We start from the raw sequence: 13,978 nt of genomic DNA on the forward strand, positions 1-13,978 counted from the left end.
GGTTTCAAGTAAAATGATCTGAGCCATAACGCTGGTATACAGGCGTTGCTTTCAGTCGATCAGCCCCCTCGATAAAATGTCTCTGATTTTCCAGTTGACGAATGTATGTTCGCAAGCTATACTAAAGGTAACATATGTTCGGGGAGGACGATCATGAGTAAAATAAGTATTGAAAAACAGCATATTGTCGAGGTTTTCAAGAGAGGATACGGAGCTTTGTTTTCAAGTTTATCCAAAGTGCAGCCGCAGATGCCAAAAAATCAGTTAAGCCTGTTCCTGAAGCAGGCAGTCTTAAAGCAGCAGCGTATCATTGTTCAAGTCAATCCGACTGCTCATACCGATCACCTCATCGAATACACCGGTGTACCCTTTTTTTCAGCCAAGTCAACTCAAATTATTATTAAGCCAGCTTCAGCGAATACGGTATATCTACTGAATGCCAAAGATATCAGGCATGTTCGTCTCATCAAATAAGCTGTAATATTTTCTGTTCTTATTGCACCATGACCGGTAGACTTCCGGTCAAAAAAACACGTGTCTACTTCTTCATGCGAACTGCATAAAGAAGTAGACACGTGTTTTATCTTAATCAAAGGTATGTCTCACTTAGCCTCAACGACTGACCCGACTGGCTGGATTCAGCCTGCGCTCAAGCCAGCCCAGTACTAAATCTGAAATAACTGCCATTAAAGCAGTCGGTATAGCACCTGCCAGGATAATTGCCCCTCCATTGGAAGCATTGACGCCTCTTTGAATGACATCACCCAATCCACCGGCTCCAATAAAAGTACCGATTGCTGTTACGCCAATGGCAACAACTAATGCATTTCGCAAGCCAGCCATAATGACCGACAGCGCCATGGGCATTTCGATTTTATATGTCATCTGCCATCGGGTCATTCCCATACCCTTGCCGGCATCCAGCAGAGCATGGTCAACGTTTTTGACCCCAGCATAGGTATTTTTCACTATCGGCAGCAGAGAATACAGAAAAACTGTTATGATTACTGTATTGTGCCCGATACCAAACCCCAGCATCAGAATCGACAGCATCGCCAGAGAGGGGATTGTCTGAATCACATTAGCCGCCCCTACGACCCAGTCAGCTAGCCTACTATGCCTGGCAATGTAAAAGCCTATCGGGATAGCAACGACAGCGGCAAACAGGACACCGTAAATTGAGATTAGAAAATGTCGCGTAAACTGTTCCCACAAATATGCACTGTTCTGTTGTGTGTAATAAATGAGCTGCTGGAGCATATTCATCTGCGTCAGCTCTTCGAATCCTTCTAAATCAAACATTTTATTCTCCTCCTACTGGCTCAAGATACGGTTCGGCATCCTCGAAGAAATTATTCGCTTCCAGGAACTGCTGTGCCACAGTAGCCGGTTCAATCAGGTACTCATCAGCGATAAAATTCATTTCCTGCATCAGCCCTGTATCAATTGTTCCTTCCAGCTTTAGCAGAATGTCTTCCAGCTCAGGAAATTCTTCCAGTGTGTCAAAGAGTACTGAAGGACTGGCGTCGTATGGGGGGAAGAAGCTCAAATCGTCTTCCAGCAGGACCAGATCATAGCTGGCGATTCTGCCGTCTGTGGAGTATCCAAGGACGACATCCATGTTACCTGATCGAACAGCGTCGTAAACAAGACCGACCTGCATTGGATAAACTGTATCGAACTCGAAATTATAGGTTTCCAAAAACGCACGGTAACCGTCCCCTTCCCGTTCCATCCAGGAGGTATCGACTCCAGCAGTCAGGTCTGCCGCAATCGGTTCTAGGTCACTGATGCTTTCTATTCCATGCTCTTCTGCCAAATCTGTAGTGATCAAAAAGGAATAGGTATTTTCAAAACCATAAGACGGGAAGTACTTGATTCCGAACTGCTCTTCAAAGCCTTCAGTCACGACCCGTCTGGCTTCTTCCGCGTCCGTTATTGGGTCCATTCCCAGCTCACCAGTAAGCGCCGTACCTGTATAGCTAGCTGCGGCGACTTCAGCATCACCTTGAATCAAAGCTTGAGCAACCATTGTTGACGACCCTAGATTCTGAATCACTTCTGCATTGACTTCTGAGTAATGGTTGACCATTCCCTGAATAACATAGCCAAGAATAGCCATTTCAGTCGACGATTGAGTAGCAATACGAATATTAACATCCTCAGTCAATCCTGCTCCCAGCCCAGGCAAAGAACATGCTGTCGTGAAGACTGCAGTTGAGGATAAGGCAGCCAGTTTTATTTTTTTAGTCCATTTCATTATGATCAGCCTTTCTTTATTCTGCCAGTTGATTTCTGGGTGTCACGATTTTTTCCACCTTACCGAGGCCAAAATCGACCACCAGTGCCAGAATAGTGACAGGTATCGTTCCGCCAATAATCAGTTCAGGGATAAACAAGTTTAAGCCATTAAAGATAAAATCTCCTAGTCCCCCAGCTCCTATATAGGAAGCCAGAGCGGCCCAGGCAATGACATAGGTTCCAGACAAACGAATACCAGCCATAATGACCGGCGCAGCCTGGGGCAGCTCAACTTTTTTGATTAGCTGCATTTGAGTCATGCCCATACCTTTAGCTGCATCAACCAGATCACTGTCGACCCGCTGCATGCCTGTAAAAGTATTTCTTAAAATCGGCAGAAGCGAATAAATGAACAATGCCACAATGGCCGGCACGGTCCCTACACCAAGAAAGGGGATCATAAAAGCCAGTAAAGCCAGTGAAGGAATTGTCTGGAGAATAGAAGTCAAACCAATAAACCAGGTTGCCAGTTTTTCTGTTCGAGTCAGCGCTACTCCCAGAGGGACTGCTACCAATACACCCAATCCCAAAGATACTGCTGATATAAATAGATGTTCCCAAGTCAGTCTGATCAGGTCGGAGCCGTAATTGTTAAAAAAGTCAATCATTCCAAATTCCTCCTATTCCGATTCTGCACATTCAGTTTTTCCTAAAGGCAAGCTTTCGACGTCCTCGTCATCGCCCCAGATTGTGTCAAACACAATATCAACTAATGACGCCCGTGTGACCAGACCTTCAAGTCTTCCTGCTTCATCTACGACAGGGATATTTTTGTATCCACGTTTTAGCATTTTATCTGCCACACTGCTGAGAGGCGTGCCTGAATTAACATAAAAGACCGGCGATAGAATATCCTGAACCGTTCTGACTTTTTCACGGTTGCGGTTAATTCCTTCAAAATCGACAATTCCCTGTAGAATATTCTCATGGTCTGTAACAAACAGTGAATCGACCCGCTGGTCACGCATAACACGGATGGCATCTGCCAAAGTGATATCGTTAGTCACCGAAATTGGTTTTCTGACCATAACTTGATCAACACTCTGCATGGACGAACGCTGCTGGAGACGGTCTTCTCCCAAGAAGCTCTCCACAAATGAGTTGGCCGGCTTTGCCAAGATATTTTCAGGCGTATCATACTGAATAATTTTGCCCTCAGACATAATAGCGATTTTATCGGCAAGCTTGAGCGCTTCATCCATGTCATGGGTAACAAAAATCACCGTTCGCCCCATTTCTTCCTGAAGATGCTTAACGAGCTCCTGAAGAGCATCACGTGTAATTGGATCCAAAGCACCAAATGGCTCATCCATCAGAATAATATCCTGATTGGCTGCCAGTGCCCGAATGACCCCGATACGCTGCTGTTGCCCACCTGACAGTTCCTGAGGATAACGGTCTAGAAACTCAGGACCCATATCTACCTTATCCAGCAGGCGCTCAGCTGTTTCTCGCATTTTTTCTTTTTCCCATTTCAGCAGCTTCGGTACCATGACAATATTCTCATATACGGTCATGTGAGGCATGAGCCCTGTCTGCTGAATGACATAGCCTATTTTTCTTCTTAGTTTAACCGGGTCTTCGTCTTTGATATCTTTACCGTCAATAATAATTTCACCTTTGGTAGATTCGACCATTCGGTTGACCATACGCATAGTAGTGGTTTTACCACTTCCTGATGTTCCGATCAGAACAACAAATTCTCCTTTATTAACCGTAAACGAAATGTCGTCTACTGCGGTAGTTTCGTCATTGTAAATTTTGGATACATGTTTGAATTCAATCATGATACTTCCCCTTTTCCTTAATGTTATTATTTAATGACTGCAGCTGTTTAAGCCATAAAAAACTGCCTGAAATCGATAAGAAAATCATTCCTTAACTTTCACACAGATGGCTTCTTTGTAATTGTATATACCAAATACACATGTACTATCGATTACACAACGCTTTTTAATAAGTCATATCAAGTTTCACAAAGCAACTATATGCATTTTTTCATTCATAATAATGCAATAGTTCACCTATATAATTATTACAGAAAAGTAACAGGATTGCAAATCACACCTCTGTGTCTGCTTCTAAAGACTTTACGATTACAGCAGTATCCGACTGCTTTGCATACTCCAACAGCTTTATTTCATGATTATGCTAAATCAAAAACGGAAGCTCTCCATGTATTTTGAGAGCTTCCGTTTTATTTGACACTACGATATATATTCAGACTACAAAATCGGTGAAAACAGTCGACTAATTTGCCTCCTGATGCGCTCTTTTTTATCCAGACCGCTGAATGTGTTTTCTGACAGCAGGCTAGACACTTTGCTATCTGCTTCAAATAGACGAAGCTGTTCTCTTGCTTTCTGTGCATCATAAATAAAAGCAGTGACTTCAAAATTCAGTCTGAAACTTCTAATATCAAAATTAGCCGTCCCAATCGACACAATTTCACTGTCTATGACCACTGACTTGGAATGCAAAAAGCCTTTCTCGTATACATAAACCGATGCCCCCAAGCAAACTATTTCTTCTATATAACTTAGCGTGGCTCGATAGATTAGAGGATGATCTGGCTTATTAGGTATCATAACGCTTACACTAACACCGGAAAGCAAAGCTACTTTGATTGATTCCATCATAGCTTCGTCCGGAATGAAGTAGGGCGTCTGGATATGAATCGTCTTTCTCGCTAAGCTAATCATTTTAATAAAGCCTTTTTTTATAGCTTCCACTTCATTGTCAGGTCCGCTAGTAACAATCTGTACCAGCTCTGTGCCTTTGGTTTCAGTAATAGGGAAATATCGGCAGCTAAAGTCTACTGGTCGTTTACTGACTGCAGCATTCCAGTCCATAAAAAAACGAGCCTGCAATGACTGGACGGCAGGGCCTACAATCCTAAGGTGGGTATCTCTCCAATAGCCCATTTTTTCGTAAAGACCAAGATAATCATTTCCGACATTGAAACCGCCCGTATAGCCTGTTTTTCCATCAATAACTGCAATTTTTCGGTGCATGCGAAAATTGGTCCGAAAATTAACTGGTAATAGTCTGGGACCGAAAAATGTTTCTGCTTCTCCACCATAGGACCGCAGTCGATCAAAAAACCCTTTATTCAAGGCCTTTGCACCAGCCGGTTCATAAAGAAGGCGTACCTTTACTCCTTCTTTTGCCCGGTCTTCCAGTGCCTCCAGTATCTCAATTCCGATTTCATCCATGCGAAAAATAAAGTAGATGAGGTGAATGTGATGCTTAGCTTGCCTGATATCTGCTATCAGCTGCTTAAATTTTTTTTCACCGTCTTCGATAATGGTGACCGTATTGCCTTCAGTCATTAAGGCATCATTACTTTTCAGAAGTAGGCTGACAAGCTCATGCGCCCGAATCTGAAACCCTTTGTGTTCCAATAGCCACAGCGCTTCTGGGGTATTCTTCTGATGAGAGACGGCATCTGTCAGCCCGGACTCATTAAGAATATGGTTGCTGAAAATCGGCACTTCTGTTAGCTTCCTTCCCAAGAAGAAATAAGCAATCAATCCGAGCCCTGGAAACATTGTCATGGCAAAGAGCCACGCCCATGTGGAGGCTACTTCTCTTTTTCTGGAACTAAAAACAGTGTAGCAAGCTATAGCTGCATTCAATATTATCACGGATGCAAAAATAATCGTCAGTATTCTCATGGCGTGCTCCTTGCTTATGTGGCGGCTAAACCTTTATTGTCATTTTGCTGAAGAGGTTAAATCGCAGACTGTTTCCCTTGTAGAACCGACTCATAATGTTTGAACGTAAAGAGGATAAGCAAACATGATTACACATTGCATGTCTGCTTACAAATGACAGCTTTACTTTACAGAATCGGTGAAAACAATCGGCTGAACTGCTGCTTAAATATTTCCCATTTACCAAAGTTGCTGATCATTTCAGAAGTTAGCAGGTAAGATTTTTTTATATCAGCATTAAACAAATCGACCTGCTGCTGAGCCTGCTCCTGGTCATAGATAAAAGCATTGACCTCAAAATTAAGCCGAAAACTCCTGATATCAAAATTAGCCGTCCCGACAGACAAAATTTCCCCGTCAATCACAATCGTTTTGGAATGCAAGAACCCATTATCGTATATGTAAACTTCTGCTCCACTTTCAACCAGTTCTTCAGCATAACTCAACGTTGCACGGTATATAAAAGGATGATCAGGCTTGTTGGGAATCATGATTTTGACATTTATGCCTGAAAAAAGGGCGATTTTTATAGTTTCCATCAGTGCTTCATCAGGAATAAAGTAGGGGGTCTGAATATAGACAGACTCTCTGGCCATGCTGATCATTTTAGTGAACCCCTTTTTGATAGCATGAATTTCATCATCTGGTCCGCTTGATACAATCTGCATATCCGTATTTCCTTTCAGGGAAGACAGCGGAAAATACGCTTCTGTATATTTTACAGCACGCTCTTTAGCTGAAGCATTCCAGTCCATCAGAAAACGGGTCTGGAGGGTCAGTACTCCATTTCCTTCTATCCTAAGGTGTGTGTCTCTCCAGTAACCCATTTTTTCATATAGACCTAAATAGTCGTCCCCCACATTGAAGCCACCCGTATAGCCCACTTGCCCATCAATCACGACGATTTTCCGGTGATTTCTATAGTTTAGCCTCAAGTTAATTAGAAAGAACTTTGAACCGAAGAAGGGTTCCGCCTCTCCTCCCAGAGACTGCAGACGGTCAAAAAAATGTTTGCCCAAAACTCTGGCTCCTACTGGGTCATACAGCACTTTTATCTCAACACCCTCCTGGGCCCGCTCTTCTAGCGCATGGAGCAGTCTTCTGCCAATATTGTCTCTTCGAAATATATAGTAGGTCACGTGGACGTGATGTTTTGCCTGCTTGATATCTTCAATCAGCTGGTCAAATTTATCTTCGCCGTCACTGATGAGCGACACCTTGTTTCCCTTGGTCAGAACGGCCTGGTTACTTTCCAGAAACAGTCGAACCAGTTCATACGTTTTTCCATCATAGTGTGCCTCAGGTACATTAAGATTCTCTGACTCGATCAGCTTTTTCTGAGCTTCCACCAGTTGCGGCATGCCAATCTGCTCCTGACTCTGGAGGTCAAAGATGGACTCCTTGGATATTTTCCTGCCAAGAAACAGGTAGACTATGATGCCTATGCCCGGAAGCATCGTAATAACCAACAGCCAAGCCCAGATTGCGGCAATATCACGTTCTTTTTCCCTGAAAACAGTCCAGATTGCCAGTGCCGAATTAAGAAAAATAACCCCCCAGAAAATGCTGGTTAATATAGTCATGTTTGTCTCCTTTAAGCTTATTTATCCTAGTTTAACCTAGCAACAGATCTCCTGTCTACTATCCTTCACCTTTTAAGTCTGTTTATTTGGTTCTAGGCATGAAAAGTTTCGGTGAACGGCTGTATATCAGAATAAGAGCCAGCATCGTCACAAGTGCGGTAGATACCATACTCAGGCCGTTCATCAGCAGTGAAAAAGTGAAAGCACCCATGTCCCACATGGCATAATCTCCCCAGAAAATCCAGCCGGCAATGAAATGCCAGAAGTAGCGCCCAAGCGCACCAAAAAATACGGCTGCTGCTAGTCCTGTATAGACCTTCCAGTCCCTGCCCTTTTGCATACGTTCCAATATGACTGAAGACCAGGCTCCTGCAAGACCGATGCTGGCATACGTAATCGTATATTCAATGATGACCTGATAGACATTCAGCATGTAAACTGAACCCGTCACAAAATGCAGTGCTCCCCATAAAAAACCGGCAAACACTCCCGGTCCGAATCCTCTTCGGACCGCGTAGAAGGTCAAGGGGATCATGCCGAGTGAAACACTATAGGACGAACCGATTCCTGAGGGAATCAAAGACATCACCATAGCAAGAGCTGCAAACAGTGTCCCTTCGATATAAATCGTCAATGTCTTATTTCTCATAAAAAAAACTCCTCCATAGTCAGCTTACTGGACTAGAGAGGAGGATGAAATCTTAACCAGTCAGGATTTCAGCTCAAGACAGAAATCTGGCTGTAATCTTTGGCTTCAGTACTCTTCCTTCGCACGCATGAACGTACAGGTTCAAAGGGTCTGGACTTTCAGTCCACTCTCAGCCGATCAATCGACTCCCCTAGTACAGTATCTGTATTTTTTGCTTTAACGATTGAAACGGCGATTCTGGTTGACTTCCATAATGACAGGCAGAATAATCGGTCTTCTCTTGGTTTTTTTGAAAAGATGATTGTTGAGACCTTCTCTAATATCCTGCTTGATTGAACCCCAGTCAAAATCATTATGCTTGAGGTTTTTCTTCACGATACTCTTCACGATATCAGTAGACTCATTTATCAGCGCCTGGTTTTCCTTAACAAAAACAAAGCCTCGCGTAACAATATGCGGATCCGATACAATACGTTTTTTCTTGCGGTCAATTGTCACGACAGCAACAAATATACCGTCCTCAGACAGCAGTCGTCTGTCTCTCAATACAATATTTCCGATGTCTCCGATACCTATACCGTCAATGAGCGTGTTGTCTGCAGACACTTGTCCACTCTGTTTCATTTTTCCTTTAACATAGCTGACGACATCACCATTACTCAAAATGAAAATATTTTTAAACGGAATCCCTGTTTCATTAGCCAGCTCAGCATGGGCCGCAAGCATGCGGTATTCCCCTTGAATCGGGATAAAATAGGTCGGGTGCAGCAAGTTGATCATCAACTGCAGATCATTTGGTGTTGCATGTCCAGAAGCTTTCAGTAAGCTAGACAATTTAACAACTGTTCCACCGGCACGATAGATCAGGTTTTCTGTCTCTGCTACCGTTACTTCCATAGCCGTGGACGGGCTTGTCGCAATAAATATCAGGTCCCCTTCTTTGATGTTGACCTGATCATGGTTGTTTGTCGCCATACGGTTCAGTGTCTTGATGGGTTCGCCGGCAGATCCGGTTTCCAAAACTAAAATTTGGTCATCCCCGTATTTTTCGATTTCTTCAATCGGTACAATCAGATGATCGTCAGGAAGGGTAAGCTTATCAAGCTCCATGGCCTTACGCAAGATTGCTTCCAAATTGCGTCCGCTGATAAAAACTTTACGGTTCGACTGATGGGCTGCATTTAATACTTGCTGAATTCTGAGGATATTGCTAGCAACAGCCGCTACGATAATACGATTGCTGGTATTTTGAAACGTATCCAACACTTCTTCCTGGACTTTCTTTTCAGATACGTTTTCTACAGGGCTTTCTGCATCTCCAGAATCACTGAGCAAAGCCAATACGCCTTCCTTGCCAAGATCTGAAATCTGAGAAAGGTCCGTTTTATATAGGTTTTGGGAACTCTGGTCGAATTTAAAGTTTCCGGTATAAACGATGTTTCCTTCTTCTGTATGAACAGCGATCCCCATCGAATCCGGAATCGTATGCGTGGTGCGGAAAAACTTGACTGTTGTTCCATTGAAGTCGATCTCAGTATGCTCATCGATTACATGGAAGTCATCAAAGTTTGAATTGAAATTAGACTGTTCAACAAACAACTTCGCCAATGCAATGGTCAGTTCAGAACCGAACACGGGCACGTTAAACGTATCCAGAAAGTACGGCAAGGCCCCGATTGCATCCTCATGTCCGTGAGTCAGAAATACGCCTGTGATTTTATCTTTGTTTTCCTCCAGATAACTGAAATCTGGAATGATTGCATCGATTCCGAACAGTTCGTCCTCGGGATACATCAGTCCGCAGTCCAGAACAAAAATGTCTTCTTCTGATTCAATGACATACAGATTTTTACCATTTTCTCTTACTCCTCCAAGAGGAATAATCTTTATATTACTCATTCTTCTCCACCTCTGATACGCCTTTTAAAGCATTTTTTATTATAGTTTGTTTCACCTATGTACCTAGCCGTAATAGTGCTTAACATATTCAGTATAGCACAGATATAGGCAAATGCCTACTTATCCGTTATACTGGATGCACCACGTCTTGATGCATTAAAAAGGAGTCTGAGAAATGAAAACCACCCTAGCTGTTCTAAACGCGTTAAAGCTTTCTTATCCCCATGCACTGCCTATCCAGTTGCTTGCACAGCAAACCGGTCTTTCCTCTTCGGTCGTGACCCAACAGCTACATGAGCTGATTACAGAAGGCTATCCGCTTGCCATCAATAGTCATAACTGCTGTCTAACACTCCCTTTAATTGAAGAATTCAGTTTAAAGGCTCACCTGAACACAGAGCAGATTGGACGTAGCCTTCATATATTCGACCGGACAGCTTCCACGAATGCGCAAGTACTCTCTGATCTGTCAATATATGAACATGGTGACGTTGTACTGACTGATTATCAGTATAAGGGACGCGGCAGGCTAGGTAGAAACTGGCAGGCTGCTCCAGGAAAATCTATCGCTTTTTCGATTGTTTTAAAACCAGATATTCACCAGGTTCAGCCTGTTCTTCTCACTCAGCTAGCGGCTGCCGCCTTGTCAGTAGGTCTCGATAAACTAACTGGCAGCCAAATCAAGTGGCCTAACGATCTGGTTATTGGCAGTAAAAAGGTGGCTGGTATACTGACAGAATCACAATTCACTGGGGGGAAGCTGGAAGGTCTGGTTGTCGGTATTGGCATCAATACCAATCTTAGTCCAACTGACTTCAGTGAAGAACTGAGCAGCAAAGCCACTTCGCTTTTCATCGAACGGGATAAGCCTGTTGACCCGAATCCGTTGATTGCTGCTGTCCTTAATCAGTTTGACCGTTTTTATACAGACTGGATCCGCACACAGGACGCTTCTTCGTTTATCCGTCTATGCCAGGAGCGCTCTGCTCTACTGAACAGACGCCTCACCGTTCATTCCAATGGACTGGAACGAGCAGCAACAGTCACAGGCATCGGTTCTGGAGGAGAGCTACTGGTCAAGTATGCCGACGGTGAGACCGACTCACTGACATCACTTAATTTTTCAGTGAGAGCTAAAAACAGTTACCTGTAGAAACAAAGGCACCCGTCCGTTCTGATTGAACGGACGGGTGCCTTATTGTTACTGCTTTACAGTATATTATTCGTTGTCTGCGTTAAGAACCGCTTTGCGGGACAAGTTTACACGCCCACGGTCATCGATTTCTGTTACTTTGACATCCAGCACATCGCCCACTGAGAATTCCTGGGAGACATCTTTGATGTATTTATCAGACAGTTCGGATACATGGACCAGTCCATCGGTTCCTTTGATGATTTCCACAAAAGCTCCGAATTTTTCAATACGTTTAATTGTACCCGTATAGACTTTACCAACCTCTACTTCTTCAGTCAGTTCTTCAATGATCTCGATGGCACGTTTGATGCCTTCCGGATCCTGACCGTAAATCGATACATTCCCTTCATCGTCGATATCGATTTTGACATTCGTTTCATCAATGATACTGTTGATCGTTTCTCCACCCTTACCGATGACCACTTTAATCTGAGCCGGCTTGATTTTGATCGATTCAATTTTTGGTGCATACTTACTCAGCTCTTTACGCGGCTCTGAAATTGCTTCTTGCAAATTATCCAGAATCTCCAAACGGGCCTGTTTTGCCTGTACCAATGCTTCTTCCAGTATTTCTTTTGTGATTCCTTCAATTTTGATATCCATTTGCAGAGCTGTAATACCGTTTTCCGTACCCGCTACTTTAAAGTCCATATCTCCCAAATGATCTTCTAGACCCTGGATATCGGTCAGAACAGTATAATTGTCGCCGTCCATCACCAATCCCATAGCAATTCCGCCGACTGGAGCCTTAATAGGTACCCCAGCATCCATTAAAGCCAGTGTCCCTGCTGAAATACTAGCTTGAGAAGATGAACCATTGGATTCCAGAACTTCTGATACTAGACGGATCATGTAAGGGAAGTTTTCTTCATTAGGAATAACATAGGACAGAGCCCGTTCCCCCAGTGCACCGTGTCCAATTTCCCGACGTCCAGGGCCTCTGACCGGTCTGGTTTCACCTACTGAATAAGGCGGAAAATTATAATGATGAATAAATCGTTTGCTCTCTTCACTGCTTAACCCATCAATAATTTGATGTTCATTTAATGGACCGAGAGTCGCTACTGAAAGGGCTTGTGTCTGTCCTCTGGTAAACAGACCTGATCCGTGCACCCGTGGCAGAATTGATACTTCGGACTCCAGTGCGCGAATTTCGTCCACTTTACGTCCATCCGGTCTGACATTTTCTTCTGTAATCAGTCGGCGGACTTCATCTTTTTCCATGCCGTCGACGATAGTCTTGACATCTTTGACGACAGAATCCAGATCGGTCGAGTCACTGTACTCTTCCTGATAGGCTGCAACAATGGCTTCTTTAAGCTCGCTAGTTTTTTCTGCTCTTTCCTGCTTGTCGAAAATCTGAATAGCTTCTTTCATCTGGTCTTTGTATTTAGAGACGACTTCGTTTTTCAGTTCTGCATCAGGTAAAAGCAACGTTACTTCCATTTTTTCCTGACCGACAGCTTCTACGATTTCCTCCTGGAAAGCAACCAGCTTCTTGATTGCTTCGTGACCGAACAGCAAGGCTTCAAGCATGTCTTCTTCTGATACTTGGTCAGCTCCACTCTCGACCATATTGATGGCTTCTTTAGTCCCGGCAACGATCAGCTCGATGTCAGACTTTTCTGTTTCTTCTTCAGTCGGATTGATGATCAGCTCCCCATCTACACGTCCGACGGTCACACCCGCAATAGGTCCGTTAAACGGAATGTCAGAAATACACAAGGCCAATGAAGAGCCAAACATGGCAGACATTTCAGGAGAATTATCCGGATTGACAGACATAACTGTATTGAAAATCTGAATATCGTTTCTGAAACCGTCAGCAAACATTGGACGCAATGGACGGTCGATTAAACGGGCAGTCAGTGTTGCGTTTTCAGACGGACGCCCTTCTCTCTTGATGAATCCACCTGGTATTTTCCCAACTGAATACATTTTCTCCTCATAAACGACCATTAATGGGAAAAACGGCATACTGCTTGGTGTCTTGCTTCCAACAGCTGTAGAAAGCACGACCGTGTCTTCATAGCGTATAAGTGCTGCTCCGTTAGCCTGCTTCGCCAACTGACCGATTTCTACCGTCAGCTCTCTATTTCCGACCATTGTACTGAATACTTGTTTGTTTGACATAATGAACTCCTTTTTTCAGTCAGCCTAACCTACTAAACAAAAGTCAGCAGGCGGTGGATGATGCCGGCTCACTTTTGCATAGTAGACTGTCAAGCTGCTGAATAGTTTCTATAAAATAAGCGAGATTCCTAGGAATCCCGCTTTTAATAGGTTTGTCTATCCCGGAGGGCCTTAACCTGCAGTAACGCAGACTAGCTGTCTCCTAAAAGGATTAACGACGTAGACCAAGTCTCTTGATCAGCTCACGGTAACGAGTGATGTCCTTGTTACGCAAGTATGCAAGAAGGTTACGACGGTGACCGATTTTTTTCATAAGACCGCGCATTGAATGAAAATCTTTCTTGTGTGTCTTGGCATGTTCATTCAATTCGTTGATTTCAGCAGTCAATACAGCGATCTGTACCTCTGGAGATCCAGTATCACCTTCGTGACGGGCATAATCTGTAATGATTTGTTGTTTCATTTCTTTTGATACTGCCATGTTTTCCACCTCTTTCCCTAT

General features: G+C 43.6%; 12 protein-coding genes and 1 riboswitch. Of the genes, 2 read left to right on the forward strand and 10 right to left on the reverse strand.

What is annotated here, in order from left to right; all coding sequences use genetic code 11:
• Positions 1-153: 153 nt before the first annotated feature.
• A complete protein-coding gene (locus ADIAL_RS01850; RefSeq protein ID WP_034299304.1) occupies positions 154-474 on the forward strand; it encodes a hypothetical protein in 321 nt (106 codons plus the stop codon).
• 138 nt (positions 475-612) lie between these two features.
• On the opposite strand, the gene ADIAL_RS01855 is transcribed toward ADIAL_RS01850, so the two are convergent.
• The 8 genes from ADIAL_RS01855 to ADIAL_RS01890 form a co-directional block, all read right to left on the reverse strand.
• Positions 613-1,275 carry an ABC transporter permease gene (locus ADIAL_RS01855; protein WP_034299409.1) on the reverse strand — a complete coding sequence of 221 codons (663 nt, stop codon included), beginning with the start codon at positions 1,273-1,275 and terminating at the stop codon, positions 613-615.
• A 28-nt stretch (positions 1,276-1,303) separates the two neighbouring features.
• Positions 1,304-2,260, reverse strand: a complete 957-nt coding sequence (locus ADIAL_RS01860; RefSeq protein ID WP_034299307.1) for an osmoprotectant ABC transporter substrate-binding protein — start codon at positions 2,258-2,260, stop codon at positions 1,304-1,306.
• 16 nt (positions 2,261-2,276) lie between these two features.
• Entirely contained in the window at positions 2,277-2,909 is a 633-nt protein-coding gene (locus tag ADIAL_RS01865) for an ABC transporter permease (protein WP_034299310.1), read from the reverse strand.
• Between the two features lie 12 nt (positions 2,910-2,921).
• Complete coding sequence (locus ADIAL_RS01870; protein WP_034299313.1) at positions 2,922-4,088, reverse strand: betaine/proline/choline family ABC transporter ATP-binding protein; 1,167 nt, start codon at positions 4,086-4,088, stop codon at positions 2,922-2,924.
• A 438-nt stretch (positions 4,089-4,526) separates the two neighbouring features.
• On the reverse strand, positions 4,527-5,978 hold the full coding sequence (gene cls, locus ADIAL_RS01875) for a cardiolipin synthase (RefSeq protein ID WP_034299316.1): 1,452 nt from the start codon (positions 5,976-5,978) through the stop codon (positions 4,527-4,529).
• A 167-nt stretch (positions 5,979-6,145) separates the two neighbouring features.
• Entirely contained in the window at positions 6,146-7,600 is a 1,455-nt protein-coding gene (gene cls, locus ADIAL_RS01880) for a cardiolipin synthase (protein ID WP_034299319.1), read from the reverse strand.
• 82 nt (positions 7,601-7,682) lie between these two features.
• Entirely contained in the window at positions 7,683-8,249 is a 567-nt protein-coding gene (gene thiT, locus ADIAL_RS01885; protein ID WP_034299322.1) for an energy-coupled thiamine transporter ThiT, read from the reverse strand.
• A 96-nt stretch (positions 8,250-8,345) separates the two neighbouring features.
• Positions 8,346-8,451, reverse strand: a riboswitch (TPP riboswitch).
• 14 nt (positions 8,452-8,465) lie between these two features.
• Complete coding sequence (locus ADIAL_RS01890; RefSeq protein WP_034299325.1) at positions 8,466-10,148, reverse strand: ribonuclease J; 1,683 nt, start codon at positions 10,146-10,148, stop codon at positions 8,466-8,468.
• A gap of 175 nt (positions 10,149-10,323) precedes the next feature.
• On the opposite strand from ADIAL_RS01890, the gene ADIAL_RS01895 reads away from it, so the two are divergent.
• Positions 10,324-11,301: a biotin--[acetyl-CoA-carboxylase] ligase gene (locus tag ADIAL_RS01895; RefSeq protein WP_034299328.1), complete on the forward strand. Its 978-nt coding sequence runs from the start codon at positions 10,324-10,326 to the stop codon at positions 11,299-11,301.
• Between the two features lie 66 nt (positions 11,302-11,367).
• Here ADIAL_RS01895 and pnp read toward each other — a convergent pair whose 3' ends face one another.
• Both pnp and rpsO read right to left on the reverse strand, forming a co-directional pair.
• The gene (pnp, locus tag ADIAL_RS01900; RefSeq protein WP_034299332.1) at positions 11,368-13,476 is read right to left on the reverse strand and encodes a polyribonucleotide nucleotidyltransferase; all 2,109 of its coding nucleotides are present in this window, start codon (positions 13,474-13,476) and stop codon (positions 11,368-11,370) included.
• A gap of 211 nt (positions 13,477-13,687) precedes the next feature.
• Positions 13,688-13,957: a 30S ribosomal protein S15 gene (rpsO, locus tag ADIAL_RS01905; protein WP_034299335.1), complete on the reverse strand. Its 270-nt coding sequence runs from the start codon at positions 13,955-13,957 to the stop codon at positions 13,688-13,690.
• Positions 13,958-13,978: the final 21 nt, after the last annotated feature.

It is taken from the genome of Alkalibacterium sp. AK22 (genome assembly GCF_000585255.1).
In the GTDB taxonomy this organism is placed as follows: Bacteria; Bacillota; Bacilli; order Lactobacillales; family Carnobacteriaceae_A; genus Alkalibacterium.